General features: G+C 74.7%; 22 protein-coding genes. 12 read left to right on the top strand and 10 right to left on the bottom strand.

The window, feature by feature from the left end:
* Positions 1-85 precede the first annotated feature (85 nt).
* Positions 86-2,656 (bottom strand): ATP-dependent helicase HrpB, encoded by a 2,571-nt coding sequence (gene hrpB / locus AMK24_RS15110; protein ID WP_073769230.1) that lies wholly within the window; start codon positions 2,654-2,656, stop codon positions 86-88.
* Between the two features lie 52 nt (positions 2,657-2,708).
* A complete protein-coding gene (locus AMK24_RS15105; protein WP_073769228.1) occupies positions 2,709-3,548 on the bottom strand; it encodes a class I SAM-dependent methyltransferase in 840 nt (279 codons plus the stop codon).
* Between the two features lie 408 nt (positions 3,549-3,956).
* Between AMK24_RS15105 and rpsA the strand changes: the two genes are divergently transcribed.
* Positions 3,957-5,474 (top strand): 30S ribosomal protein S1, encoded by a 1,518-nt coding sequence (gene rpsA, locus AMK24_RS15100; protein WP_073217562.1) that lies wholly within the window; start codon positions 3,957-3,959, stop codon positions 5,472-5,474.
* 89 nt (positions 5,475-5,563) lie between these two features.
* Here the strand turns inward: rpsA and AMK24_RS15095 are convergent, their stop codons facing one another.
* Complete coding sequence (locus AMK24_RS15095; protein WP_073769226.1) at positions 5,564-6,523, bottom strand: right-handed parallel beta-helix repeat-containing protein; 960 nt, start codon at positions 6,521-6,523, stop codon at positions 5,564-5,566.
* A gap of 291 nt (positions 6,524-6,814) precedes the next feature.
* Between AMK24_RS15095 and AMK24_RS15090 the strand changes: the two genes are divergently transcribed.
* The 3 genes from AMK24_RS15090 (at position 6,815) to AMK24_RS15080 (ending at position 9,015) form a co-directional block, all read left to right on the top strand.
* On the top strand, positions 6,815-7,753 hold the full coding sequence (locus tag AMK24_RS15090) for a PAC2 family protein (protein WP_073769224.1): 939 nt from the start codon (positions 6,815-6,817) through the stop codon (positions 7,751-7,753).
* Between the two features lie 83 nt (positions 7,754-7,836).
* Positions 7,837-8,442: a dephospho-CoA kinase gene (coaE, locus tag AMK24_RS15085; RefSeq protein WP_073769222.1), complete on the top strand. Its 606-nt coding sequence runs from the start codon at positions 7,837-7,839 to the stop codon at positions 8,440-8,442.
* Between the two features lie 204 nt (positions 8,443-8,646).
* Positions 8,647-9,015: a tetratricopeptide repeat protein gene (locus AMK24_RS15080; protein ID WP_073769220.1), complete on the top strand. Its 369-nt coding sequence runs from the start codon at positions 8,647-8,649 to the stop codon at positions 9,013-9,015.
* Between the two features lie 64 nt (positions 9,016-9,079).
* On the opposite strand, the gene AMK24_RS15075 is transcribed toward AMK24_RS15080, so the two are convergent.
* Complete coding sequence (locus tag AMK24_RS15075; RefSeq protein ID WP_073769218.1) at positions 9,080-9,361, bottom strand: DUF6343 family protein; 282 nt, start codon at positions 9,359-9,361, stop codon at positions 9,080-9,082.
* 178 nt (positions 9,362-9,539) lie between these two features.
* On the opposite strand from AMK24_RS15075, the gene AMK24_RS15070 reads away from it, so the two are divergent.
* Complete coding sequence (locus AMK24_RS15070; RefSeq protein ID WP_073769216.1) at positions 9,540-10,238, top strand: class I SAM-dependent methyltransferase; 699 nt, start codon at positions 9,540-9,542, stop codon at positions 10,236-10,238.
* A 95-nt stretch (positions 10,239-10,333) separates the two neighbouring features.
* Here AMK24_RS15070 and AMK24_RS15065 read toward each other — a convergent pair whose 3' ends face one another.
* Positions 10,334-10,693 (bottom strand): hypothetical protein, encoded by a 360-nt coding sequence (locus tag AMK24_RS15065; RefSeq protein WP_073769214.1) that lies wholly within the window; start codon positions 10,691-10,693, stop codon positions 10,334-10,336.
* A 330-nt stretch (positions 10,694-11,023) separates the two neighbouring features.
* On the opposite strand from AMK24_RS15065, the gene AMK24_RS15060 reads away from it, so the two are divergent.
* The 3 genes from AMK24_RS15060 to AMK24_RS15050 are packed head-to-tail and all read left to right on the top strand — an operon-like array spanning position 11,024 to position 16,222.
* Positions 11,024-14,095, top strand: coding sequence for a DEAD/DEAH box helicase (locus AMK24_RS15060; RefSeq protein ID WP_073769212.1), 3,072 nt, complete (start codon positions 11,024-11,026; stop codon positions 14,093-14,095).
* A complete protein-coding gene (locus tag AMK24_RS15055; protein WP_073769210.1) occupies positions 14,092-15,447 on the top strand; it encodes an SWIM zinc finger family protein in 1,356 nt (451 codons plus the stop codon). Before AMK24_RS15060 ends, AMK24_RS15055 begins: the two co-directional genes overlap by 4 nt.
* A gap of 43 nt (positions 15,448-15,490) precedes the next feature.
* Positions 15,491-16,222 carry a DUF7873 family protein gene (locus AMK24_RS15050; RefSeq protein ID WP_073769208.1) on the top strand — a complete coding sequence of 244 codons (732 nt, stop codon included), beginning with the start codon at positions 15,491-15,493 and terminating at the stop codon, positions 16,220-16,222.
* 434 nt (positions 16,223-16,656) lie between these two features.
* Here the strand turns inward: AMK24_RS15050 and AMK24_RS15040 are convergent, their stop codons facing one another.
* Positions 16,657-17,868, bottom strand: a complete 1,212-nt coding sequence (locus tag AMK24_RS15040) for a pyridoxal phosphate-dependent aminotransferase (protein ID WP_073769206.1) — start codon at positions 17,866-17,868, stop codon at positions 16,657-16,659.
* A gap of 86 nt (positions 17,869-17,954) precedes the next feature.
* On the opposite strand from AMK24_RS15040, the gene AMK24_RS15035 reads away from it, so the two are divergent.
* Both AMK24_RS15035 and AMK24_RS15030 read left to right on the top strand, forming a co-directional pair.
* The gene (locus tag AMK24_RS15035; RefSeq protein WP_242435171.1) at positions 17,955-18,647 is read left to right on the top strand and encodes a winged helix-turn-helix transcriptional regulator; all 693 of its coding nucleotides are present in this window, start codon (positions 17,955-17,957) and stop codon (positions 18,645-18,647) included.
* Between the two features lie 90 nt (positions 18,648-18,737).
* Positions 18,738-19,385, top strand: a complete 648-nt coding sequence (locus AMK24_RS15030; protein ID WP_073769202.1) for a uridine kinase — start codon at positions 18,738-18,740, stop codon at positions 19,383-19,385.
* Between the two features lie 34 nt (positions 19,386-19,419).
* Here AMK24_RS15030 and AMK24_RS15025 read toward each other — a convergent pair whose 3' ends face one another.
* Together AMK24_RS15025 and AMK24_RS15020 are read right to left on the bottom strand one after the other, a co-directional pair.
* Positions 19,420-20,292: a carbohydrate kinase family protein gene (locus AMK24_RS15025; RefSeq protein ID WP_384579957.1), complete on the bottom strand. Its 873-nt coding sequence runs from the start codon at positions 20,290-20,292 to the stop codon at positions 19,420-19,422.
* A gap of 140 nt (positions 20,293-20,432) precedes the next feature.
* On the bottom strand, positions 20,433-21,368 hold the full coding sequence (locus tag AMK24_RS15020) for a pseudouridine-5'-phosphate glycosidase (protein WP_073769200.1): 936 nt from the start codon (positions 21,366-21,368) through the stop codon (positions 20,433-20,435).
* A gap of 104 nt (positions 21,369-21,472) precedes the next feature.
* Between AMK24_RS15020 and AMK24_RS15015 the strand changes: the two genes are divergently transcribed.
* A complete protein-coding gene (locus AMK24_RS15015) occupies positions 21,473-21,835 on the top strand; it encodes a cupin domain-containing protein (RefSeq protein ID WP_073769198.1) in 363 nt (120 codons plus the stop codon).
* 151 nt (positions 21,836-21,986) lie between these two features.
* On the opposite strand, the gene AMK24_RS15010 is transcribed toward AMK24_RS15015, so the two are convergent.
* Positions 21,987-23,261, bottom strand: coding sequence for an MFS transporter (locus AMK24_RS15010; protein WP_242435170.1), 1,275 nt, complete (start codon positions 23,259-23,261; stop codon positions 21,987-21,989).
* Positions 23,262-23,351: 90 nt separating this feature from the next.
* Positions 23,352-24,239, bottom strand: a complete 888-nt coding sequence (locus AMK24_RS15005; RefSeq protein ID WP_073769194.1) for a glycerophosphodiester phosphodiesterase — start codon at positions 24,237-24,239, stop codon at positions 23,352-23,354.
* Positions 24,240-24,469: 230 nt separating this feature from the next.
* Between AMK24_RS15005 and AMK24_RS15000 the strand changes: the two genes are divergently transcribed.
* Positions 24,470-25,423: an MHYT domain-containing protein gene (locus AMK24_RS15000; protein WP_242435169.1), complete on the top strand. Its 954-nt coding sequence runs from the start codon at positions 24,470-24,472 to the stop codon at positions 25,421-25,423.
* Positions 25,424-25,447: the final 24 nt, after the last annotated feature.

Below are 25,447 nucleotides of genomic sequence, written 5' to 3'. Positions count from 1 at the left end.
GTCGGCGGCGCCGCGGACCGACCGCCCCGGGGCCTGCCGTCACACTGCCACCTGCCGGGCGGCGACGGCAGTGTGACGACAGGCCCTAACCCTGCCGCTTGAGGCGGGCCGTGGTGAACCGCGTCGCCGGCACGGTCGCGGGGTCCTCCGGCCACGGGTGCTTCGGGTAGCGGCCGCGCAGCTCCGCCCGGACCGCCCGGTAGCCGTCCCGCCAGAACGACGCCAGGTCCGCCGTGACCGCCGCGGGCCGTCCGGCGGGGGAGAGCAGATGCACCAGGACCGGCACCCCGGCCACGCGGGGCGTCCGGGCCAGCCCGAACACCTCCTGGAGCTTCACCGCCAGGACGGGCTGCTCCCCGCCGTACTCCACCCTGATCCGGGATCCGCTCGGCACCTCGATCCGCTCCGGCGCCAGCTCGTCCAGCCGGGCCGCCTCGCCCGTCGCCCACGGCAGCAACCGCCGCAGCGCCTGGCCCGCGTCGATCCGGCCCAGGTCCGCCCGCCGACGCGCCCGCGACAGCTCGGGCTCCAGCCACGCCTCCGGGGCCGCCATCAGCGCCCCGTCCGACACGTCCGGCCACGGCGGGCCCAGCACCCGGTGCAGGAACGCCAGGCGCGACCGCAGCTGCTCGGCCTCCCGGTTCCAGCGCAGCAGCCCGAGCCCGTCCCGCCGCAGCCCTTCCGCCAGGGCCTCGCGGACCAGTTCCGCGGGGGCCTGCCGCAGCGGCCGTACCGCCAGTTCCACCGCGCCCAGCCGGTCCACCGACCGGGCCACCACGTCGCCGTCCGCCCAGCGGACCTCCTCCCCCCGCACCCGCAGCCCCCCGGCCGCCTCCAGCGCGGTCTCCTCGCCGATCACCGCCGCCAGCCGCACCCGCGCCGACGCCGCGTGGGAGGGCCGGTCCGCGACCGCCACGGCCAGCCAGGGGGCACTGCGCAGCCGCGACTCCGCCCGCAGCTCCGCGCCGGTGCCCGACACCATCAGGAACGCCCCGTCGCCCCGCGCCCGCGCCACCCGCTCGGGAAACGCCAGTGCGGCGACGAGTCCCACGGCCGCGTCGTCGGAGAGCCCCGCGGCCCCCGCCCCCGGACCGGGGTCCGCGCCCCGGCCGGAACCGCCTTCCGGCCCCGCACCCGAACCGCTCCCCGGCTCCGCGCCCAGCGACGACGCCAGCCGGCGCACCTCCTGCTTCCAGCGGCCCGCGTACCCGTCCCGGCCCCGGCGGGCCGTCCGCAGCGCCGCCGCGAGATCGTCCCCGTACTCCTTCGGCGGCTCCTCGCTCAGCAGCGCCACCGCCTCCGCCGCCCGCCGCGCCCCCACCTCCGCCGCGCCGTCCAGGAGGGCCCGCGCCAGCCGGGGGTGCAGGCCGAGCCGGGACATCCGTACGCCGCGCCCGGTGGCCCGGCCCTCCGCGTCCACCGCGCCGACCGCCGCCAGCACCTCCCGGGCCGCGCCCATCGCCCCGGCCGGGGGCGGGTCCAGCAGGGCGAGCGAGGAGGCGTCCGGGTCGCCCCAGCACGCCGCCTGGAGCGCGAACGCGGCGAGGTCGGCGACCTGGATCTCCGGGGCCGGGAAGCGCGCGAGCCGCCCGTCCTCGGCCCGGTCCCAGCACCGGTAGACCGCCCCCGGGGCCTCCCGGCCCGCCCGCCCCGCGCGCTGCCGTCCCGCCGCCTGCGAGGCCCGCACGGTCGTCAGGGCGCCCAGGCCCCGGGCATGGTCGGTACGGGGCTCCCGGGCCAGGCCCGAGTCGACGACGACCCGGACGCCCGGCACCGTCAGGGACGACTCCGCCACCGAGGTCGCCAGGACCACCCGCCGCCGCCCGGCGGACCCGGCCAGCACCGCGTCCTGCACGGCCGCCGGGGCCCGCCCGTGCACCTGGAGCACCTCCGCGTCCACCCCGGCGAGCTGCCCCGCCACCCGGCCGATCTCGCCGACGCCGGGCAGGAAGCAGAGCACGTCCCCCTCCCGCTCCGCGAGGGCCCGCCGCACGGTCGCCGCCACATGCGCCAGCAGCGCCGGATCGACCCGCATCCCGTGCGGAGGCCTCACCGGCCGGGCGGGCGGCGCCCAGACCACCTCCACGGGATACGACACACCCTCGGCCTCCACGACCGGGGCGTCGCCCAGCAGCCGCGCCCAGCCCTCCGCGTCGGTCGTCGCGGACGCCGCCACCAGCCGCAGATCGGGCCGGATCGCCTCCCGTACGTCCAGCAGGAAGGCGGCGGCCGTGTCCGCGTCCAGATGCCGCTCGTGGCACTCGTCGATGATCACCGCGTCCACCCCGGCCAGCTCCTGGTCCCGCTGGAGGCGCTGGAGCAGTACCCCGGTGGTCACGACCTCCACCACCGTCCCCCGCCCCAACACGCGCTCGCCGCGCACCGTGAAGCCGACCCGCTCGCCCGGACGCTCGCCCAGCAGCCAGGCCATCCGCCGGGCCGCCGCCCGCGCGGCGATCCGGCGCGGCTCGGCCACCAGCACCCGGCGCACCGGGCCGCCCCCGGTCAGCCCGGCCAGCACCAGGGGGACGAGCGTCGTCTTCCCGGTGCCGGGCGGGGCGCACAGGACGGCGACGCCCCGGTCGTCGAGCGCGCGCTCCAGGGCGGGCAGGGCGGTGCGGACGGGCAGGCGGTCCAGGGCTTCGGTGCGGATCACGCCCCCAGTGTCGTACGGGCGCTCCCGGGGCGGGGCCGCCGCCCCGGCCCGGTCAGTCCCGTTCGCAGACGAAGATCGCCGTGCCCGGGATCAGGTTGCCGCGCAGCGGGGACCAGCCGCCCCACTCCCGGTCGTTCCACGCGGGCCATTCCGGTTCGACCAGGTCGACCAGCCGGAAACCGCCCGCCACCACGTCCCGGACCCGGTCGCCGAGCGTGCGGTGGTGCTCCACGTAGACGGCCGTCCCGCTCTCGTCCTGCTCGACGTAGGGGACGCGGTCGAAGTAGGAGGCGGCGACGGACAGGCCCTCGGGCCCGGGCTCGTCCGGGAACGCCCAGCGGATCGGGTGCGTCACCGAGAACACCCAGCGCCCGCCGGGCCGCAGCACCCGGCGCACCTCGCGGAAGACCTGGACGGGGTCGGCGACGAACGGGACCGCCCCGTACGCGGAGCAGGCCAGGTCGAAGGAGCCGTCGCGGAAGGGGAGCCGGCCCGCGTCCGCCTCGACCAGGGGGACGTCCCCGCCGATCCGCAGGGCGTGCTGGAGCTGGCGGTGCGAGAGGTCGAGGGCGACCGGCCGGGCGCCCCGGCCCGCCAGCCAGCGCGAGCACTGGGCGGCCCCGGCCCCGATCTCCAGGACGTCGAGGCCCTTGAGCGCCTCGGCGGGCCCCAGCAGGGCGGCCTCCGCCTCGTCCAGCCCCTCCGGCCCCCAGACGAAGCGGTCGTCCCCCAGGAACCCGCCGTGATCGCTCTGGTACTCGTCGGCGTTCCGGTCCCACCAGCCCCGGCTGGCCCGGCTGCTCTCCGCCTCGTCGGCAAGGCGGCGGGTGGCCTCCGGCTCGGCGGATTCCGCCGTCTGCGCGGAGCAGGTCCCGTGGATCTCTTGGCTCATCGTGCCCGTCGTTGTAGTTTGCCTTCACCCGCCGCGCGCGGTACGTACCAGGAGCGCCCTCCCGGGTGCGGATCCGCGTCCACGACGCCGTGCCGTAATGTTCTCGGACCGATGCGGCCTCGGAGAACACGAGTTGAGCCGGGAACCGGGGCGTTCCGCCCCGGGTGCGCGCCTTCGCGCATTGACCCTGTCCGGCTGCCCCCGTATGCTACAAGTTGCGCTGCGAGCCTGCGCGCTTCAGACCTAGCAGGCCGCGCTCGCGTCTGTTGCATGTCCCCTCGGTTGTCGAGGCGTCTCTCCGGAAACGGATTGCGCGCTTTCCAGGCTGTCCGGCTTCTGCAGAGGCGATACGGGCTTTCGGCGTAGCAGTACCTACGACTCTCTGTCCGTACCGGAGCCCTTTCCCACATGACGAGCAGCACCGAGACCACCGCCACCACTCCGCAGGTTGCGGTCAACGACATCGGCGACGCGGACGCGTTCCTCGCGGCGATCGACGAGACGATCAAGTACTTCAACGACGGCGACATCGTTGACGGCGTCATCGTCAAGGTTGACCGGGACGAGGTTCTCCTCGACATCGGTTACAAGACCGAAGGCGTCATCCCGAGCCGCGAGCTCTCGATCAAGCACGACGTCGACCCGAACGAGGTCGTCAAGGTCGGCGACGAGATCGAGGCCCTGGTCCTCCAGAAGGAGGACAAGGAAGGCCGCCTGATCCTCTCGAAGAAGCGCGCTCAGTACGAGCGTGCCTGGGGCACCATCGAGAAGATCAAGGAAGAGGACGGGATCGTCACCGGTACCGTCATCGAGGTCGTCAAGGGTGGTCTCATCCTCGACATCGGCCTCCGCGGCTTCCTCCCGGCGTCGCTCGTCGAGATGCGTCGTGTCCGCGACCTTCAGCCCTACGTGGGCAAGGAGCTCGAGGCGAAGATCATCGAGCTGGACAAGAACCGCAACAACGTGGTCCTGTCCCGCCGCGCCTGGCTCGAGCAGACCCAGTCCGAGGTGCGCCAGACGTTCCTCACCACCCTGCAGAAGGGTCAGGTCCGCTCCGGCGTCGTCTCCTCGATCGTCAACTTCGGCGCCTTCGTGGACCTGGGCGGCGTCGACGGTCTCGTGCACGTCTCCGAGCTGTCCTGGAAGCACATCGACCACCCCTCCGAGGTCGTCGAGGTCGGTCAGGAAGTCACCGTCGAGGTCCTCGACGTCGACATGGACCGCGAGCGCGTCTCCCTGTCGCTCAAGGCGACGCAGGAAGACCCGTGGCAGCAGTTCGCCCGGACGCACCAGATCGGTCAGGTCGTCCCGGGCAAGGTCACCAAGCTCGTTCCGTTCGGTGCGTTCGTCCGCGTCGACGAGGGCATCGAGGGCCTGGTCCACATCTCCGAGCTGGCCGAGCGCCACGTGGAGATCCCGGAGCAGGTCGTCCAGGTCAACGACGAGATCTTCGTCAAGGTCATCGACATCGACCTCGAGCGCCGTCGCATCAGCCTCTCGCTGAAGCAGGCCAACGAGTCCTTCGGCGGCGACCCGGCCTCGGTCGAGTTCGACCCGACGCTGTACGGCATGGCCGCGTCGTACGACGACCAGGGCAACTACATCTACCCCGAGGGCTTCGACCCCGAGACCAACGACTGGCTCGAGGGCTTCGAGGCGCAGCGTGAGATCTGGGAGACCCAGTACGCCGAGGCGCAGCAGCGCTTCGAGCAGCACCAGGCCCAGGTCATCAAGTCCCGCGAGGCCGACGAGGCTGCTGCGGCCGAGGGCGCTGCCGCCCCGGCCGGCGCTGCTCCGGCCGCCTCCGGCGGCAGCGGTGGCGGCGGCGGCTCCTACTCCTCGGAGTCGGCGGACAACTCCGGCGCCCTGGCGTCGGACGAGGCCCTTGCCGCGCTGCGCGAGAAGCTCGCGGGCGGCCAGAGCTGACGCTCTGACCCCTGCGGCCGATCGGCTGCGGTAGCTGTACAGCGGTAGGTGAGGCCCGCCCCCCTCGGGGGCGGGCCTCACTCGCGTCCTCAGGGGGTGACGGCGATGTTGGTCAGGCCCCTGCCGCCCGTGACGGTGTTGCTCGCGTACACGGTGGTCCGGCAGCCGGAGCCGTGGTTGGTGACGTTGATGGCGAGCCTCTTGTCGCCGGTGGCCCCGGAGAGGTCCGAGGAGTTGTTCCGGAAGACGGTGCCGCAGCCCCAGCCGCTCTGCTGCGTATGGGTCTCGTAGCCGTTGTTGGTGGTGCGAGAGCCCCGGTTGCCCTCGACGAGGACGTCGTTGCCCTTCACGTCGACCCAGGAGTCGTCGTAGTTGGCGCCGGTCAGCCCGTCGCCGTCGAAGGTGTTGCCGATGATCCGCGCCCCGGTCGTGCCCTCCTTGACGTCGACGGACTCGCCGCCGACGCCGGGCCCGATGGTGTTGTTCAGGATCTGCGCGTTGTCGCTGCGGTCGGTGAGGTCGCCCGCCGAACCGACGTACACGCCCTCGCCCATGCCGCGCCCGTTCTGCCCGGTGTCGTGGATCCGGGAGTTCTTCAGGACGCCGTTCCTGCTGGACCTGCGGAAGTGGACGCCCTCCATGTCCAGGTCGTGCACGGTCACCGAGTCGATCACGACCCCGTCCGCCGCGTCGGCCATGATGCCCTTCTGGCCGCCCGTGACCGTCACTCCCCGGACGGTCCAGTACGAGGCGCCGTTCAGGTGCAGTCCGTAGCCCCCGCCCGCGGTCAGGACCGCCCTGCTGGAGCCGGTGAGAGTGATCCGCGCGCCGGAGGAGCCGGGCCGGGCGGCCTTGAAGTTCCCGGTGTAGACGCCGTCGGCGAGCCGGATCGTGTCGCCGGGGGAGACGGCGGCGAGCGCCGCCTTGAGCTGGGCCGCGGTGCTCACGTCGATGACGGCGGCGTGGGCGGGCCCGGCGCCGGCCAGGGTGAGGGGCCCGGCGGCCAGGGCGGCGGCGAGCAGGACGGTGAGGGGGGAGCGGGTGCGCATGGGGGGCCTTCCCGTCGGGGAATCGCGTCCGGAACGTGGGGGTGCGGGTCTTCGCGTACCTGCGGGCGGAGTGCTTCCGCAGGAGATGCCCCGTGACGGTAGGGACGGAGCACGGACCCGTCAAGGTCTGGACCAGGATCGGGGCGGGCGGCCGGCCCCGGGCGAAACCCCCGCACGGGGAGGGCGGCTGACGGGGTGTGGACCCGTCTCCGGCGGGGAAAGGCCCGCCGCGGGGAATGCTCGTGCGGCCGGCCGCGTTCTCCCCTAGGAACACGAGGAGGAGCGGTAACCGTGCCTGATCCGCAGAGTTTGTACGAATGGGAGCCGAAGGGCCTGGCCGTCGTCGACATGGCGCTGGCGCAGGAGTCGGCCGGCCTGGTCATGCTCTACCACTTCGACGGCTACATCGACGCGGGCGAGACCGGCGAGCAGATCGTCGAGGGCCTGCTGGAGACGCTGCCGCACCAGGTCGTCGCCCGCTTCGACCACGACCGGCTCGTCGACTACCGCGCCCGGCGCCCCCTGCTCACCTTCCGGCGCGACCGCTGGACGTCCTTCGAGGCCCCGACCCTGGAGGTCAGGGTGGTGCAGGACGCCACCGGGGCGCCCTTCCTGCTGCTGTCGGGCCCGGAGCCGGACGTGGAGTGGGAGCGGTTCGCCGCCGCCGTCGAGGAGATCGTCGAGCGTCTCGGCGTCCGGCTCGCGGTGAACTTCCACGGCATCCCGATGGGCGTCCCGCACACCCGGCCCGTCGGCATCACCCCGCACGGCAACCGCACCGACCTGATGCCGGGCCACCGCAGCCCCTTCGACGAGGCCCAGGTGCCCGGATCGGCCGAGGCCCTCGTGGAGTACCGGCTGATGGAGGCGGGCCACGACGTCCTCGGGGTCGCCGCCCACGTCCCGCACTACGTGGCCCGCTCCGCCTACCCGGACGCGGCGCTCACCGCGCTGGAGGCGGTCACCGCCGCGACCGGTCTGGTGCTGCCCGCCCTCGCGCACAGCCTGCGCACCGAGGCGCACCGCACCCAGACCGAGATCGACCGGCAGATCCGCCAGGGCGACGAGGAGCTGGTCTCCCTGGTCGAGGGCCTTGAGCACCAGTACGACGCCGTCGCCGGTTCCGAGACCCGCGGCAACCTCGTCGCCGAGCCGGCCGACCTGCCGTCCGCCGACGAGCTCGGCAGGGAGTTCGAGCGCTTCCTCGCCGAACGGGAGGGCGAGGGCTGAGCGCCTCCGCCCGGGCCGTGGGCGCGCGGCCCGGCGCCGCACCGGCGGGCCGGGCCCGAGGCGGAGCACGTAGGCTGCGGCCCATGCTGAAAGTGGGCCTGACCGGTGGCATCGGCGCCGGCAAGAGCGAAGTGTCGCGGCTGCTCGTCGAGCGCGGCGCCGTGCTGATCGACTCCGACCTGATCTCCCGCGAGGTCGTCGAGCCCGGGACGCCCGGGCTCGCCGCCGTCGTCGAGGAGTTCGGGCCGGACGTCCTGACCGCCGAAGGCGCCCTGGACCGCCCGGCGCTCGGCGCGCTCGTCTTCGCCGACGCCGAGCGGCGGGCCGCGCTGAACGCGATCGTCCACCCCCTGGTCGGCGCCCGCGCGGCCGAGCTGGAACGGGCGGCCCCCGAGGACGCCGTGGTCGTCCACGACGTGCCCCTCCTCACCGAGAACGGGCTCGCCCCCCTCTACGACCTCGTCGTGGTCGTCGACGCCTCCGCCGAGACCCAGCTGGACCGGCTCGTACGGCTGCGTGGAATGACGGAGTCCGACGCCCGCGCCAGGATGGCCGCCCAGGCGACCCGTGAGGAGCGCCGCGCCGTCGCCGACCTGCTCGTGGACAACGACGGCTCGCACGAGGCGCTGGTGTCCCGGGTCGACGAGGTCTGGGACGAACTGGTCCGCAGGGCGGCAGCCGTCCGCTGAGTCCGGCCCCGGGACGGCTGGTCCCGGCGCCGGAGCGGGAATACCGGAGAGGGTCCGGGCGTTGACAGCGCGCGAGGACCCGTGTGCGGCGAGGACGCGTACGTGAAGGCGCGTACGCGGCCGGCGCGGGGGCGCGGACACGGATGCCGCCAGGCGCGGGGGCGGAGACGCGCGAGGTTCACCAGGAGAGGGAAGGACGCGAACGTGCCCGAGAGGAACCCGGAGACCGACGTCATCGACTTCCGCGCGGCCGAACGCCTGCTCGACGCCCGGGATCCCCGGGGCGCCGTCAAGCTCCTCGACTCGGTGATCGCCGCGCACCCGGAGAACACCGCCGCCCGGCTGCTGCGGGCCCGCGCCTTTTTCGCCGCCGCCCAACTGCGCCCCGCGGAGCTGGAGTTCGAACTGGTGCTGGAGCGCGAGCCGGACAACGCGTTCGCCCACTTCGCGCTGGCCCGCACCTTCGAACGGTCCGGCAATCCGGAGCGGGCGACCCGGCACTTCCGTCTGGCGGCGGCGCTGGACCCGAAGCCGGAGTACCTGCGCGCCGCGAAGTTCGACGAGCGGCCCTGACCGGACCGCCCTCCCCTTCGGGCGGCCCCGGGACGGGCGCCCCCGCAGGGCCGTTCCCGGCCGGTCAGCCGGGGGGCCTGCGCGGACGGCCGCCGCGGTCCGGCTCGTACGGCGGGACGTCGCGGCCCGGCTGGTAGCGCGCACCCTGGCGCATCCGGTACGCGATCACGCAGAGGTCCGCCACCGCGAGCAGCAGCACCACGCCGCACGCCGCGGCCCAGCCCGGCCGTCCGTTCAGCGCGAAGGCCACCAGGCCGAAGAGGGCCCAGGCGGTCCCCCACAGGCTCAGCCAGAGGCGCATCCGCAGCGGACTGCGGGCGGTCGTGGGCTCATTGCCGGTACGCATGGCGATCACCTCACTTCCCAGCATGGACCCGACCGGCGGCGGACGCGGGGTGGAGCAACGCCCCGGACCGGCCCCACTACGCTGCGGAGGGCCGCGGCGACGCGGCGTGGCGGGTGGCGGGGAGACCGGGCGGCCGGCGGGCGGGGAACCGCGCCCGGCGGCGGTACGTTCCCTCCCCATGAGCCAATCACTGGTACGCGAGGGGTACGCGGGGACCGGCCCCGGAGCCATCACCCCGGACGGGTGCGCGGTCGAGCTGTACCGCCGGCTGGCCGTGGGCAACGAGCCGGACGTGATCGCGGGCGTGGCCCCGGCCGGAGCCGACCTGCTCGAACTGGGCTGCGGTGCGGGCCGGGTGACGCATCCGCTGGTGGAGCGCGGTTTCCGGGTGACGGCGGTGGACGAGTCGCCGGAGATGCTGGAGCAGATCACCGGAGCGCGCACGGTGCGCAGCCCCATCGAGTCGCTGGACCTGGGCGGGGAGCGGTTCGACGTGGTGCTGCTCGGCTCCTTCCTGGTCCACGCCGGGGACCACCGCGTGCGCGACGGGATGCTGCGCGTCTGCCGCGCCCATGTACGGGACGACGGGATCGTCCTCGTCCAGCGCGAGGGGACGGCGCACCGCTCGGCGCTGCCGTGGGAGCGGATGGACGCGTCGGGCTGCCTGATCCGGATCGTCTCCGCGGACCCGGTGGGCGACGGCGTGCGCTCGGTGCGCGCGGAATACCACTTCGACGACGCGCGGTGGACGCAGACCTTCCTGTCGCGCGAGCTGTCCGACGAGGAGCTGGCCGGACACCTCGCGGCGGCCGGGCTCACGGTGGAGCGCACGCTCACCGAGGACGGCACCTGGCTGCTCGCGCGCCCCGTCCTCTGACCGGCGACGGCGCCCGGCCGCTCCCCGGCCCGGGTTCCGGCCGGGGCCGCTCCCCGGGCGCCGGCCGTCGGCGCCGCCTCCCGGGCCGCCGCGTGTCAGTGCACGAAGCTGTAGCTGCGCCACGGGCCGCTGCCCGGCGCGGTCACATCGCCGGCCCGGGTCGGCACGTACGCCGTCCCGCGCCCCGTGCAGTCACGGGTGGGGTAGAGGATCACGTCGACCAGCGTCCCGTTCTCCACCTCGTGGGCCCCGGCCGGGGCGATCCGGTGGCAGCCGCGTACCGAAGGGCTGTTCACCTGCACCACCGCTTCGCGCTCCGTCGTGTACGTCACCGGCCCCACGGCGGTGCGGCCGAGTCCGGAGCAGCCGGTGGCGGCGAGGGCGAGGAGCGAGACCCCGGCGGCGACGCCGATCCGGCGTCGGCGGCGGCGGGGAGCGGTAGCGGTCACGGACATGGGCGGATCCTCGTCTGCTCGTCCGGCGAATCGGTACGTCGGAAAGACGTGCTGGCGCTGGCCACCCTGCCCGCCCGGGGCGGGGCCGGCATCCCGTGCGCGGCCGACCGGGCGAGCGGCGCGGGGCGTGGGGCCCTCCCCGCCGTCACCGGGCGTGGCCGGGCCCCCGGCGGCGCGGAGACCGTTCCTCACCCTCCTCCTCCGTCGCTGACCTGGGGCGACGAGGGGGGAGCCCGCGGTGTCAGACCTCCCGCCTAGACTCGCGGCATCAGCACATTCCGTGCTGGGGACGGCGGGGGAACGGCCGTGGAGCGGGCGGAAGGGGCGGACATGACGGCACGGCCCCCTGAGGGCGTGGCGGAGGGCGGCGAGGGCCTGTCCCGGACCGCCGACGCCGCCCGGCTGCTGCGCCGCCCGGCGGTCTTCCTGCCCGGTGCGGTGCCCCGGGAGGGGCGTGTCGCCTTCTGGGATCCGGAGGCGGAGGACGCGGAGCCGTGGCCGGACGAGGGGGCGCGGGCAGTGGCCGGGACGCCCTTCGGGCCCGCCGACGCCGCGGTGCGCTTCGACCCCGTTCCGTACACCCCCGGCCGGCTCACGGTCGTCCGGGCGGATCCGGCGGCGGGCCCCGGGGGCGTGCGCGCCACCGAGACGGCCGTGGCGCTGCTGACCGTGGAGGCCGCGCTGCCCCTGCTCGTACGGGCCCCGAGCCAGGCGGCCGCCCACCCCGCCACCCGCTGCTGGGGCGCGGCCGCGCAGCACGCCCTGCACCTCGTCGCCCGCGGCAGGCTGCTGCCCGGACTCACCGCGGACGGCCACGACGCCTGGCGGGCGGGCCCGAGGGACGCCGAGGACGTCGCGCGTCTGCGGGCGGTCGCCGCCGCCCTGCCGGCCGAGGGGCACGCGGTCCCGGTCCCTAGCGCCGGGCCGCCCCGGCTGCCCGACCCCGAGGCGCTCGTCGGGGCATTCCTGGACGCGGTCGCCGACACCCTGCCGCGCACGCCCGCCGCCGCGTTCGCGATGGGCGCCCCGTTCGCCGCCCGTGAGGCCCAGCATCTGCCGCACGCCGCCGCCTGGGCCGTCGAAGTGGCCTCGGGGCTGGACGCGGGCGTGCGCGTCTCGCTGCGCCTGGACCTCTCCGCGTACGAGCTGTTCGACACCCACGACACCCACGGCACTCCTGCCACCCACGACACCCCTGCCACCCACGACGCCTGCGCGCCCACCGCCGCCCGCGAGGACGCGGGGGCGGGCGGCGGGCCGGGGCGGGCCGCGCACGCGGACGGACCGGCGGCCCGCCGTGCCGCGGCGGCCGTCGTACAGGTCCACAGCCTCGCCGACCCGACCTATGTGGTGGACGCGGCGGCCCTGTGGGGCGGTATGGCGGGCGAGCCGTTCGGGCCGCGCGCCCGGGTCGACGCGGTGCTGGCGATCCGCCGGGCCGCCCGCGTCTGGCACCCGCTGGAACGGCTCCTGGGGCAGCCGGTCCCCGACGTGCTCGCGCTCACCGAGGACGAGCTGTACGAGCTGCTGAGCGACGCCGGATCCCGGCTGGCCGCCGCCGGGGTCGCGGTGCACTGGCCGCGCGAGCTGGCCCGGTCGCTCACCGCCACCGCCGTCGTGCGGCCCGCGCCCGGGTCGGCCACCGACGGCACGTCCTTCTTCGACGCCGAGCACCTCTTCGCCTTCGACTGGCAGCTCTCCCTGGGGGAGGAGCGGCTGACCGAGGCCGAGATGGACACGCTGGCCGAGGCCCACCGCCCGGTGGTGCGCCTCCGCGACCAGTGGGTGGTCGTCGACCCCGCCCTCGTGCGCAAGGCGCGCAAGCGGGAGCTGGGGCTGCTGGACCCGGTGGAGGCGCTGGCCGTCGCCCTCACCGGCAGCGCCGAGGTGGACGGCGAGCGGGTGGACGCCGTTCCCGCCGGGGCGCTGGCCGCCCTCCGGGAGCGCATCCTGGGCCAGGACACGACGATCGAACCGCCGCCCGGCCTCGAGGCGACCCTGCGCGACTACCAGCTGCGCGGCCTGGCCTGGCTGGACCGGATGACCTCGCTCGGGCTCGGCGGCTGCCTCGCCGACGACATGGGCCTCGGCAAGACGATCACCCTCATCGCCCTCCATCTGCACCGGGCGCACCCCTCGCCGACCCTCGTGGTCTGCCCCGCCTCCCTCCTCGGCAACTGGCACCGCGAGATCAACCGCTTCGCCCCCGGCGTCCCGGTGCGCCGCTTCCACGGCACGGACCGGACCCTGAGCGACCCGGACGGCGGCTTCGTCCTCACCACCTACGGCACCATGCGCTCCAGCGCCGCCGAGCTGGCCCGGCAGAGCTGGGGCCTGGTCGTCGCGGACGAGGCGCAGCACGTCAAGAACCCGCACTCCTCCACGGCCAGGGCGCTGCGCACCATCCCCGCCCCGGCCCGGGTCGCCCTCACCGGCACCCCCGTCGAGAACAACCTCTCCGAGCTGTGGGCGCTCCTCGACTGGACCACCCCGGGGCTGCTCGGCCCGCTCAAGGCGTTCCGCGCCCGGCACGCCCGGATCGTGGAGAACACGGGCACCGCCGCCGGCCTCGGCAACGAGGAGGCCGTGGAGCGGTTGTCCCGGCTGGTGCGCCCCTTCCTCCTGCGGCGCCGGAAGTCCGACCCCGGCATCGCGCCCGAGCTGCCGCCCAAGACCGAGACCGACCACCCCGTCTCCCTCACCCGCGAGCAGGCCACGCTCTACGAGGCGGCCGTCCGCGAGACGATGGGGCGGATCGAGGCGGCGGAGGGCATCGCCCGCCGGGGCCTGGTCATGAAGCTGCTGACCTCGCTCAAGCAGATCTGCAACCACCCCGCGCAGTACCTGAAGGAGGAGCCCACCCGCCTCGTCGGCCGCTCCGGCAAGCTGGCCCTCCTGGACGAGCTGCTCGACACGATCCTGTCCGAGGGCGGTTCGGTCCTGATCTTCACCCAGTACGTCTCGATGGCGAGGCTCCTCTCGGCGCACCTCGCCTCCCGTGCGATCCCCTCCCAGCTCCTGCACGGCGGTACGCCGGTGGCCGAGCGGGAGCGGATGGTGGACCGCTTCCAGTCCGCCGAGGCCCCCGTCTTCCTGCTCTCCCTCAAAGCGGCCGGCACCGGGCTGAACCTCACCCGCGCCGCCCACGTCGTCCATTTCGACCGCTGGTGGAACCCGGCCGTCGAGGAGCAGGCCACCGACCGGGCCTACCGCATCGGCCAGACCCAGCCCGTCCAGGTCCACCGGATCATCGCCGAAGGCACGGTGGAGGACCGGATCGGTGAGCTGCTGGAGTCCAAGCGGGCCCTGGCGGACGCGGTGCTGGGCGCCGGGGAGAGCGCCCTGACCGAGCTGAGCGACCGCGACCTCGCGGACCTCGTGGCCCTGCGGAGGCCCGCGTGAGCCCCCGGCCGACCAGTGGCCCGACCGCCCGCAGGTCCGCGCCCCGCGCGAGGACCGGCCCGGACGATCTGCGGCGCACCTTCGAGGCGGTGCCCGCCCGCACCTCCGCCCAGGGCGAGCCTTTCGCGGCCAGCTGGTGGGGCCGGGCCTGGGTGGACGCCCTGGAGTCCCTGTCGATAGACGAGGCCCGCCTCGCCCGGGGACGCGCGTACGCCGACGACGGACAGGTCGCGGCGATCACCGTCACCCCCGGCCGGGTCGTCGCCTACGTGCACGGCAGCCGGGCCCGCCCCTACCGCGCCGAACTGCGGCTGCGCACCTTCGCCGACCCCGGCTGGGAGGCCCTGCTCGACGCGGTCGCCGCGCGGCCCGGCCACCTGTCGGCGTTGCTGGCCAAGGAGATGCCGCACTCCCTGGCCCGTACCGCCGAGGAGGCCGGGGTCCGGCTGCTGCCCGCCGCCGACGACCTCGACCCCAGCTGCACCTGCCCCGACCACGGGCGGCCCTGCAAGCACGTCGCCGCCCTCTGCTTCCAGACGGCCCTGCTGCTCGACAGCGACCCGTTCGTCCTGCTGCTGATGCGGGGGCGGGGCGAGCGCGAGCTGCTGGACGAGCTGGGCCGGCGCAATGCCGAGCACTCCGCCCGTGAGCGCCCTGCCGTCCCGGACGTGCCGTCGGTCGACGCGCGGGACGCCTTCGCCGTCCGCTTCCTGCCCCCGCTCCCCGCGCCCCTGCCCGTCCCGCCGCACCCCGGCCAGCCGCCGTCGTACCCGGACCTGCCCGGCGCCCGTGATCCGCTGGGGCTGGACCACCTCGCCGCCGACGCCGCCGCCCGCGCCCACGCGCTGCTGGCCACCGGACGCGATCCGCTGGCCGGGCTCACCGCGTGGCAGGACGCCGTCCGCCTCGCCGCCTCCCGCCCGACCGCCGGACTCACCGCCACCACCCGCGCCCTCTACCGGGAGTTGGCGTACGCCACCGGCCGCACCACCACCGACCTGGCCCGCGCGGTCGCCGCCTGGCGGCAGGGCGAGGCGGAGGGCCTGGCGGTCCTGGAGACGCCCTGGGATCCGCCGGCCGGCCCCTTCGACCGGGCCAGGCCCGCGCTCGCCGCCGCCGGCCACCCGCGCTTCACGCCTCGTCGCAACCACCTGACCCATCCGGGTGGTTCGCTCCAGCTCCGGTTCGGCCGGGACATGCGCTGGTACGGCTACGAGTCCGACCCCGGCGCCGACGAGTGGTGGCCGCGCGCCGCCCCGGACGCCGATCCGGTGGCCGTACTGGAGGCACTGCTGGCCGGCGACTCGCTTCCGGAGACCGGCGGGGACGACGACCCCCACTACGTGCGCTAAAACCCTTGGCCACCGGGAAGTCGCCCCTGTTAGCGTCCTCGACGTGGCGAAACTCAATCAGATCATCGCAGTGGAGAAGGGCGTCAAGACCAAGGCGCACCAGGACCTGACGGCAGCGCACCACGGCCTCCAGAAGGCCGCGCTGCTGGCCGGGATCTCCCGTACCTACCAGCCCAAGGACGAGGAGGGCGAGCAGCTTCCGCCCGAGTCGACGCTGGTCCAGGTCAAGGCGGAGGACGTGCTGCGGCAGACCGCGACCACGCTGACCCGCCTCTTCGATGTGACCGCCACCAAGGACTGGGCGAACTGCGCGGCCCGCGCCGATGTGACGGTGGACGGCCGGGTGCTGGTGAGCCAGGTGCCGGTGTCGTACCTGCTCTTCCTGGAGAAGCAGTTGACCGACCTCAACACCTTCGTCCGCAAGCTGCCCGTGCTGGACGCGGCCGAGGCGTGGGTGCAGGACCCCTCGACCGACTCCTGGAAGACCGAGCCGGTCCGTACGCTCCGCACCAGGAAGGTGCCCCGCAACCACGTGAAGGCGGAGGCCACCGACAAGCACCCGGCACAGGTCGAGGTGTACTACGAGGACGTCCCGGTCGGGTACTGGACGACCGTCAAGTTCTCCGGGGCGCTGCCCGCGCGGCGCGTCAACGAACTGCTGGACCGGATCGAGAAGCTCCAGCAGGCCGTGAAGTTCGCCCGCGAGGAGGCCAACGGCGCGGAGGTCACCGACCAGCGGGTGGGTGATGCGGTATTCGGTTACCTCTTCGGGTGACCGACCATGGATTCCCCGGCCGCCTTCTGCGGGGCCGGGGTGCGCGAGGAGCGCAAGCTGAAACTGAGGCTTGTCGTGAAGGCGCGGTTCCCGTGGAGGTTCGAATCCTCCCTCCGGCACGGGCCGGAGTAGCCCAAGTCAGGCAGAGGCAGACCGCCGTCAATCTCAGACTCTTGCTCCAGACTCAGCATGCGCCGCCGATCGCCGGATCGAACGGGCTCGGGCCCGCGCGCGTCGAGATGCCGGTTCAAGTCCGGCCCGCAGAGCTCCGATCTGCGGTGGTCCAAAGGCAGGACGCGACGACATCATGACTGACCCGAACCCTTAAACGTGCCGGCGTGCGAGATGGGCGGCAACCACAGGGCCCGGAGGCCGGCTACGCCTCCGGGCCCGCTCCCGTCTCCGGGGCGGGCCCTCGTGCCGGGCCGGACGGGCTACTGGCGGTATCCGCTCAGGAAGCGGCCGATGCGGCTGATCGCCGCGTCGAGGTCGTCGGCGTACGGGAGGGTCAGGATGCGGAAGTGGTCCGGGCGCGGCCAGCTGAAGCCGGTGCCCTGCACCACCTGGATCTTCTCCCGCAGCAGCAGGTCCAGCACGAACTTCTCGTCGTCGACGATGGGGTGCACCTTCGGGTCGATGCGCGGGAAGGCGTACAGGGCGCCCTTCGGCTTCACGCAGGAGACCCCGGGGATCTCGTTCAGCCGCTCCCAGGCCCGGTCGCGCTGCTCGTGCAGCCTGCCGCCCGGCGCGACCAGCTCCCGGATGGACTGCCGGCCCCCGAGCGCGGCCTGAATGGCGTACTGCGCGGGGGCGTTGGGGCACAGCCGCATGGAGGCCAGCATGGTCAGCCCCTCCAGATAGTCGCGGGCGTGCTGCCGGGGGCCGGACACCACCAGCCAGCCGGACCGGAAGCCCGCCACCCGGTACGTCTTCGACAGCCCGCTGAAGGTGAGGCAGACCAGGTCCGGGGCGAGGACCGCCGCGCTGTGGTGCTCGGCCCCGTCGTACAGGATCTGGTCGTAGATCTCGTCCGCGAACACCATCAGCCCGTGGCGCCTGGCCAGATCCAGGATGCCCTCCAGGACCTCGCGCGGGTAGACCGCCCCGGTGGGGTTGTTCGGGTTGATGATCACGACGGCCCTGGTCCGGTCGGTGATCTTCGCGGCCATGTCGGCGAGGTCCGGGTTCCAGTCGGACTCCTCGTCGCAGACGTAGTGCACCGCCTTGCCGCCCGCGAGCGTGGTCACCGCCGTCCAGAGCGGGAAGTCCGGGGCCGGGATCAGCACCTCGTCGCCGTCCTCCAGCAGCGCCTGCACGGCCATGGAGATCAGCTCGGAGACCCCGTTGCCGAGGAACACGTCGTCCACGCCGACCTCGGTCAGTCCCATCGACTGGTAGCGCTGGACCACCGCCCGCCGGGCCGTGAGGACGCCGCGCGAATCGGTGTAGCCGTGCGCCTGCGGCAGCATCCGGATCATGTCCTGGACGATCTCCTCGGGCGCCTCGAAGCCGAAGAGCGCGGGGTTGCCCGTGTTGAGCCGCAGCACGCTGTGACCCGCCTCCTCCAGGGCGTTGGCGTGCTCGATGACCGGGCCCCGGATCTCGTAGCAGACCTCGTTGAGCTTGCTGGACTGCCGGAACTCCATGCGCTGCCTCCCGAGCCGAATGTGCGGTACTTGGTTTTACCAAGCTTGAGCTTGGAAAGTCCAACAACATGTCTAGACTGCCTCGCATGCCACGTCAGCAGCAGCCGCCAGCACGCCCCGCCCGCCGCCGGAGCTACGACCAGTTCGACGCCACCGCCCGCGCCCTCGACTCCGTGGGCGACCGGTGGACGCTGCTGATCGTCCGTGAACTGCTGGGCGGACCCCGCAGGTACACCGACCTGCACGCCGATCTGCCCGGCGTCAGCACGGACGTCCTGGCCTCCCGGCTCAAGGACATGGAGCAGGGCGGACTGGCCGTGCGCCGCAGACTGCCGCCCCCTTCCGGCGCGTCGGTCTACGAGCTGACCGGGCGCGGACGCGGCCTGCTGCCCGTCCTCACCGCCCTCGCCGCGTGGGGCGCGCCCGCCCTCGACGAGCGCCGCCCCACCGACGCGGTGCGCGCCCACTGGTTCGCCCTGCCCCTGCTCGGCGCCCTCGCCGGACTCACGCGGCAGGGCGTCGTGGAGGTCCGGCTCGACGAGGGCGAGTTCCACCTGCGCGTGGGCGGGGGAGAGGGGGCCGCGTCCCCGGGGGCGGAGGCGCCCGGAGCGGTGTACGGGTACGGCCCCGCCGACCGCCCCGACGCCCGGATCGCCCTGGACGCGGAGGTCTGCCTGGAGCTGGCGCAGGGCGCGAGGACCTTCGCCGAGGCGGTGGAGGACGGGCGCGTGGAGGTGAGCGGCGAGGGCCCGCTCGCCGCGGAACTGCGGGGGAAGTGACCCGCCGGCCCCGCCTGCCGGGGCGTTCGGGGACTGGGCCGCGGGGTGCCCGGCCGGGCGCCCTCGCGCCGGTTTGGCGATGATGGCGTCGTGCGACTCGAAGCGATCACCTGGGAACGGCTGGCCCGCGAACTGGCCCGGTACGGCGACGGGCTGTCCGCCGCCGACGGCGGGCCCCGGCTCGTGTTCGGCGTCGACGGCGCGCCGGCCGCCCGCACCGGCGGAGCGGCCGAGCGCCTGGCCGAGGAGATGCGCCTGCTCGGCCGTTCGGTCCTCGTGGTCTCCACCGAGGGGTTCCTGCGCCCGGCGAGCCTGCGCTACGAGTACGGGAAGCGGGATCCGGACGCGTACCTCGACGGCTGGTACGACACCGGGGCGCTGTGGCGCGAGGTGTTCGGGCCGCTGGAGGCGGGCGGCTCCGGGCGGGTGCTGCCCGACCTGTGGGATCCCGCGACGGACCGGGCCACCCGCACCCCCTACCGGGAGGTGCCCGAGGGCGGGGTCGTGATCGTGCACGGCCCGTTCCTGCTGGGGCACTGGTTCCCGTTCGCGCTCGCCGTCCACCTGCGGCTGTCCCCGGGCGCGTTGCGACGGCGCACGCCCGAGCCGGAACACTGGACCCTGCCCGCCTTCGCCCGGTACGAGGACGAGACCGCGCCCACGGAGCGTGCGGACGTGGTGGTGCGCGCGGACGACCCGTCACACCCGGCCTGGTCGGGGCTGCCCGCAGGAGGGTGAACGCGACGCCCCGGCCGCCGGGCCGCCGGTCCCCTCAGCGGGCCGCCGGGGGCGGACGGCCGCCGACCACGGCGACGGCCGCCGCCCCCGCCCGGCAGCCCTCGGCCGCCGCCGGCAGATCGTCCGCACCGGCCAGCAGGGCCGCGAGGAACCCGCCGGTGAACGCGTCACCCGCCCCCGTGGAGTCGACCGGCTCTCGCACACGCGGGGCGGCGACGCGGCCGACGACCTCGCCCCCGGCCGCCACCACGGCCCCGCTCGCGCCCAGGGTGACCACGACCCGCGGGAACCGCCGGCTCAACTCGGCCGCCGCGCCCTCCGGTTCGGGCAGCCCGGTGAGCAGCCGCGCCTCGTCCGCGTTCGGCAGGAGCAGTTCCGCCCCCTCCGCGTACTCCAGGAACCGCCGCGGCCCCAACACGCCGAGGAACCCGGCCGACGCCGGGTCCACGCTCACCGCGACACCTCGTTCCACGGCGGTCCGCAGGGCGAGCAGCGCGGCGCTCCTGCTCACGGGGGCGAACAGCAGGTAGCCCGAGAGGTGCAGCCGTCCGACGCCGTCCAGCATCGAGGGCGTGAAGTCCTCGGCGGCGAGCCGCAGCACCGCCCCGCCGTCGGTCAGGAACGTGCGCTCGGCGTCCGCGTCGACCAGGGCGATGACGGTCGCCGTCGCCACCTCCTGGTCCACGGCGAGGAACGCCCGCACCCCCGCCCGCTCCAGCGCCTCCCGGTGCCAGGCGGCGGCCTCCGCCCCCGCCCGGGCGAGCAGCCGGACGTCCGCACAGCCCGAACGCACGGCCCAGCAGGCGGCGTTGGCCCCCGCGCCGCCCGGCAGCGTACGGATGACAGCCTTCGTGTCGGTGCCGTGCGCGAGGGGCGACCCGTGCCGCGCCACGACGTCCGTCACCACCTCCCCCACCACCAGCAGCCCACCGCGGGCGGGGGACCGGGGCGGCGGCCCGCCGCGGTGTCCCGCGGTCCGGTCCGGCGGCGGCCCGCCGCCCGCCGCCGGCCGGGGCTCCGGGTGTCCGCCTTCCGCCGCCGGCCGGGTCACCCGGGTTCCGCCGCCGCCACCGCGATCCGCGCCGCGAGCTTCACGTTCCCCCGTACGGCCGCGAGGTTCGCCTCCAGCGACGCGCCTTCGGTCCGCCGCATCAGCTGGTCCAGCAGGAACGGCGTGACGCCCTGCCCCGAGACGGACCGCTCCCGGCACGCGGCCAGCGCCTCCGCCAGCACCCGCTCGTGCAGCGCCGGGTCCAACTGCTCGGCTTCCGGCACCGGGTTGGCGACGATCAGCGCGGCGGCGGGCCCGCCCAGCGCCTCCTTCGCCCGGATCATCTCCACCACCTCCTCGGGGCTGTGCGCCGTCCAGTCGACGGGTTCGCCGGAACTGCTCAGGTAGAAGCCGGGGAAGTGCTCGGTGCGGTACCCGACGACGCCGACACCGAGGGTCTCCAGGCGCTGGAGGGTCGCCGGGACGTCGAGGACCGACTTCACCCCCGCGCAGACCACGGTGACGCCGGTACGGGCGAGGAGCCGCAGATCGGCCGACTCGTCCTGGTCCACGGCCCATTCCCGGTGTACGCCGCCGAGGCCGCCCGTGGCGAAGACGCCGATGCCCGCCCGCGCCGCCAGGAACGCCGTCGCGGAGACCGTCGTCGCGCCGCTCGCCCCCGACGCCAGCGCCGGTGCGAGGTCGCGGTGCCCCAGCTTGCGTACCGGCGGGTCTCCGGCGACCCGCTCCAACTGGTCCGTGCCCAGCCCGACACGGGCCCGCCCGTCCAGCACGGCCACGGTGGCGGGGACGGCTCCGGCGGACCGGACGAGCCCTTCCAGCTCCAGCGCCACGGACAGGTTGCGGGGGCGCGGCAGACCGTGCGCGATGATCGTCGACTCCAGTGCCACGACGGGCAGCCCCGCGCTCAGAGCGGCGCGCACCTCCGCCGAGAGCACCGGCTCGTAGGGTTCGGGTGAGTTCTGAGGCATGCCCCATCCCTGTCGCGGACGGAGGGGGCGCAAACCACGGGCGGACGCCTTGCGGCGGGTCCTGGTCGCGGGGTGGCCGGAAGTGGTCGCTAAGGTGACCGGCCATGACGACATACGCCCAGGGCCCCGCCTCCTTCGCCGTGCACATCGCGGACGCCGAACTCGTTCCGGAACCGCTCGATCCGTCGCAGATCGTCTCCGGAGATCCCGTGGTGACCGGCAAGGTGCTGTGGGAATCGCCCGACGGCAAGCAGATCCGGGGCATCTGGCAGATCACGCCCGGCGTGGTCACCGACACCGAGGCGAACGAGTTGTTCGTGGTCGTCGGCGGACGGGCGACCGTCGCGGTCGAGGGCGGGGCGACGCTGGAGATCGGCCCTGGGGACGCCTGCGTGCTGCGCGAGGGCGACCGGACGACCTGGACCGTGCACGAGACGCTGCGCAAGGCGTACCACATCAGCCTCTGAGGGCTCCGACGCTCCTGAGGGCGGGCAGTTGGCGGCTGACGGTTGGTGGCGGGCGGCTCGGGCGGTGTGGGGGCGGTGGCTTCGGCGGGGTGCGGCGGCCGGGGCCGCGGGTGCGGACGGGGCCCGGTGAGGGGCGTGGGCCGACGACGCGTCAGCCGACGGCCGGGCCCGGCCGCCGCAGGCTCCGGCGCAAGGTGAGCGCGGCGACCGGCAGGAGCAGGGCGGCGCCGATCGCGTTGAGGGGGCCGTACCCCCACTGGGCGACGATCACCCCGGCCGTCGCCCCGCCGATGCCCGCCGCCGCGTTCATGGTCAGGTCCGAGAGCCCCTGCACCGCCGCCTGGGCGGACCGGGGCACGGCGTCGGTGAGCAGCGCCGAACCGGCGATCATGCCCGCCGACCAGCCGAGCCCCAGGACGAACAGGCCCGCGGCGGTCTGCCCGTGCCGGGGCCCGGCGGTACCCGCGAGCAGCGCCGCGCAGCTCAGCAGTCCGACGGCCAGCCCGATCACGGCCAGTCGGCCGAACCGGTCGGCCAGCCACCCCATCACCGGCGAGAACGCGTACATGCCCGCGATGTGCCCGCTGATGACCAGGCCGATCAACTGGAGGCCGGCGCCGTGCCGTCCGAGGTCGACCGGGGTCATGACCATGATCGACACCATGGCGGTGTGCGACACGGCGACCGTCACCAGGGCGAGGCGTGCCATCGGCGCCTCCCTGACCGCCGCGATCCCGGCGGCGAGGGAACGCTTGGGCGGACCCGACGGCCCCTCCTGGGCCAGGGCGCGGGCGGTGAGCAGCGGATCCGGGCGCATCGCCAGCGCCACGACGAGCGCGGCGACGAGGAACACGGCGCCCGAACACAGATACGGTCCCGCGGCCTCCGGCACCGGAGTGCCGCGGAACAGCCGACTGGCCGGGGCCGAGATGTTGGGGCCCAGCACCGAGCCGATCGTGGTGGCCCAGACGACGGTGGAGATCGCCCGCCCCCGCCGCTCCGGCCCCACCAGATCGGCCGCCGCGAAGCGGGCCTGGAGACCGGCCAGCGACCCCGCGCCGAACGCGGCCATGCCGAGCAGCAGGAGCGGGAAGCTGGACAGCATCGTGGCGAGGACCACCAGCCCCCCGCCGAGCGCGCCGATCAGATAGGCGAGGACCAGGCCGGCCCGGCGGCCCCGGGTGGTCATCAGCGCGGCCAGCGGCAGCGACAGCAGCGCGGTGCCGACCACGGACGCGGTCGGCGCAAGTCCGGACAGCGCCTCCGACCCGCTCACCTCGGCGGCCAGCATCGGGGCCAGGGCGATGCCGACGGCCACGCCGAGGCCGCCGAGTATCTGGCTGACGACGAGCACGGCCGACGTCCGGCGCTGGAGAGCGGGCAGGCCGGCGGCGGTGGCCGGTGGGTGGGAACGGGGTCGCGTCACCGGCGCAGTGTGCCACCACTCGACCACCGCCGTTCACCCGGCCGGGTGAACAAGCGCCCGCGGGCCCGGCCTCCGGCGCCTCCCGCCGCGTCAGCTCGTCGCGTCGCGCACCACGTCGGGGAAGTTGGTGATGATCCCGTCGACGCCCAGCTCCCGGGCGCGCACCGCGTCCGCCGCCTTGTTGACCGTCCACGTGTTCACCCGCAGCCGCTTGCCGTGCGCGCCCTTGAGCCGCTGGACGGCTGCCACGTAGTCGGCGTCGATCGTCGCGTACGAGGGGTTGATCTGATCGGTGAACGCGGCGTACGAGGGCAGGTCGGCCACCGCCGGGGTGCCCAGGAAGCCGGTCGTGACGTCCGGACGCAGGCTGTGGATCTTCTTGACGCTGTCCGCGCCGAAGCTCTGGACGACCAGCCGGCTTCGCACGTGGGAGCGGTCCAGCCACCCCGTACGGCCCAGCGTCTGGATGATCTCGCGTTCGATGCCCGGGTAGGTCGCCGGGCTCTTGATCTCCAGCAGGAGCTTCTGCCGGTTGCGCTCCAGGCGGTGCAGGAACTCGGTGAGCGTCGGAATCCGCGCCCCGGCGAACTGCGTGCCGAACCAGCTGCCCGCGTCGAGTTTCGCCAGCTCGGCCGCGGTGAAGTCCTTGACCGCCCAGGGCGCCCGGTCGGGGAAGACCTGCTCCACGTCGGTCGTGCGCTTCAGACCGGTGTCGTGCAGCACGACGAGCACGCCGTCGCGGGTGCGCTGGACGTCGTTCTCGACCCAGTCGATGCCGAGCGCTTCGGCGGCGTCGACGGCGGCGAGGGTGTTCTCCGGCGCGTAACCGGACGCTCCTCGGTGGGCCACGACGACCGGGTCCGCCCGCTGCGCGGAGAGCTGGGCCGGCGCCTGGGGCCGGTCGGCGGGGAGCAGCAGGGCGCCGGCGCCGAACAGGGCGGCGGCCGTGGCGGAGGCGGTTGCGGTGCGGACGAACACGGGGACTCCTCACTTCGGGAGTGTGCGGACACGCAGAGAGTGACAGCGGCCCGCCAACACCCGGCGGGGCGGCGATGGCCGTGACATGAACGGAACCTTCGGTCCCGGGGACCACCGTGGAGCCCGGCACGGAGGCGTACCGGTAAAGTGGGGGGTTCTTTGTCTGTCTGCCGGGACTCGCCCCTTGGGGTTCCTCCTCGACCCCGGGCTTTCTCGAAGGACGCACGCGCATGCAAGGAACGGTCGACGGATTCACCTACGGCCTGGTGACCCCGGTCGCGGCGTTCCTCATGGCCGCCCTGGGAGCCGCCCTCGGGCTCCGCTGCACCACCCGGTCCCTCCGTACGACGCGCGGCTGCCGGGCCGGATGGCTGGCGCTGGGCTCGCTGTCCATCGGTTCCGGCATCTGGACCATGCACTTCGTGGCGATGACGGGCTTCACCGTGCGGGAGGCCCCGATCTCCTACGACAAGCCGCTCACCTTCGCCGGTCTCGCCCTGGCGGTGGTGATGGTCGGCATCGGCATCTTCATTGTCGGATACCGGGGCGCGACCCGCATGGCGTTGATCACGGGGGGCACCATCACGGGCCTCGGCATCGCCTCGATGCACTACCTCGGCATGGCGGGCATGCGCATGGCCGCCCACTTCGCGTACGACACCCCGCTCGTCGTCCTGTCGGTGCTGATCGCCGGGTGCGCCGCCACGGGCGCGCTGTGGGCGGCCGTCACCCTCCGGGGGGCCCTCTCCGGCCTCGGCGCGAGCATCCTGATGGCCGTCGCGGTGACCGGGATGCACTACACCGGGATGGCCGCGCTCGACGTGCACCTCCACCTGCCGCCGACCGTGCCGTCCGACCTGGCCGACGTCCTGCCCGGCGACCGGCCCGCCGAGATGATCGGCCCGATGCTGGTCGGCCCCGGCTGCTTCCTGCTCCTGGCGGCCGTGGCGCTCATGTTCGACCCCGGGGCCGTGACGGGCGGGCCGAGCGGCCGAGGCCCGCGGGCGGGCCGGTGCTCGGGCCCTGTCCCGGCTCCCTCGGAAGGACGTCGCCCGGGGCGCCCTCCGGCCCGCTGGGCGCGGAAGCCCGCCCCGGGCGCCGGCCGGGAGAGGGCGCGTCGCACCTTCCGGGAGGACGCGCGTCGCACCCTCCGGGAGGACGCCGGAGGCCCTCGCCGCCGCTGATCCGAGGCCGTTGTCAGTGGCGCG

Source organism: Streptomyces sp. CB02366, assembly GCF_001905905.1.
GTDB lineage: Bacteria > Actinomycetota > Actinomycetes > Streptomycetales > Streptomycetaceae > Streptomyces.
The sequence above is the reverse complement of the archived record's forward strand: the minus strand, read 5'-3'. Positions and strand labels throughout refer to the sequence as shown.

Excerpts from the sequence above, each read along its gene's own strand:
- AMK24_RS15105 (WP_073769228.1), bottom strand. The coding sequence starts at position 3,548 with ATGAGCCAAGAGATCCACGGGACCTGCTCCGCGCAGACGGCGGAATCC.
- rpsA (WP_073217562.1), top strand. The coding sequence starts at position 3,957 with ATGACGAGCAGCACCGAGACCACCGCCACCACTCCGCAGGTTGCGGTC.
- AMK24_RS15095 (WP_073769226.1), bottom strand. The coding sequence starts at position 6,523 with ATGCGCACCCGCTCCCCCCTCACCGTCCTGCTCGCCGCCGCCCTGGCC.
- coaE (WP_073769222.1), top strand. The coding sequence starts at position 7,837 with ATGCTGAAAGTGGGCCTGACCGGTGGCATCGGCGCCGGCAAGAGCGAA.
- AMK24_RS15075 (WP_073769218.1), bottom strand. The coding sequence starts at position 9,361 with ATGCGTACCGGCAATGAGCCCACGACCGCCCGCAGTCCGCTGCGGATG.
- AMK24_RS15070 (WP_073769216.1), top strand. The coding sequence starts at position 9,540 with ATGAGCCAATCACTGGTACGCGAGGGGTACGCGGGGACCGGCCCCGGA.
- AMK24_RS15065 (WP_073769214.1), bottom strand. The coding sequence starts at position 10,693 with ATGTCCGTGACCGCTACCGCTCCCCGCCGCCGCCGACGCCGGATCGGC.
- AMK24_RS15060 (WP_073769212.1), top strand. The coding sequence starts at position 11,024 with ATGACGGCACGGCCCCCTGAGGGCGTGGCGGAGGGCGGCGAGGGCCTG.
- AMK24_RS15040 (WP_073769206.1), bottom strand. The coding sequence starts at position 17,868 with ATGGAGTTCCGGCAGTCCAGCAAGCTCAACGAGGTCTGCTACGAGATC.
- AMK24_RS15035 (WP_242435171.1), top strand. The coding sequence starts at position 17,955 with ATGCCACGTCAGCAGCAGCCGCCAGCACGCCCCGCCCGCCGCCGGAGC.
- AMK24_RS15020 (WP_073769200.1), bottom strand. The coding sequence starts at position 21,368 with ATGCCTCAGAACTCACCCGAACCCTACGAGCCGGTGCTCTCGGCGGAG.
- AMK24_RS15015 (WP_073769198.1), top strand. The coding sequence starts at position 21,473 with ATGACGACATACGCCCAGGGCCCCGCCTCCTTCGCCGTGCACATCGCG.
- AMK24_RS15000 (WP_242435169.1), top strand. The coding sequence starts at position 24,470 with ATGCAAGGAACGGTCGACGGATTCACCTACGGCCTGGTGACCCCGGTC.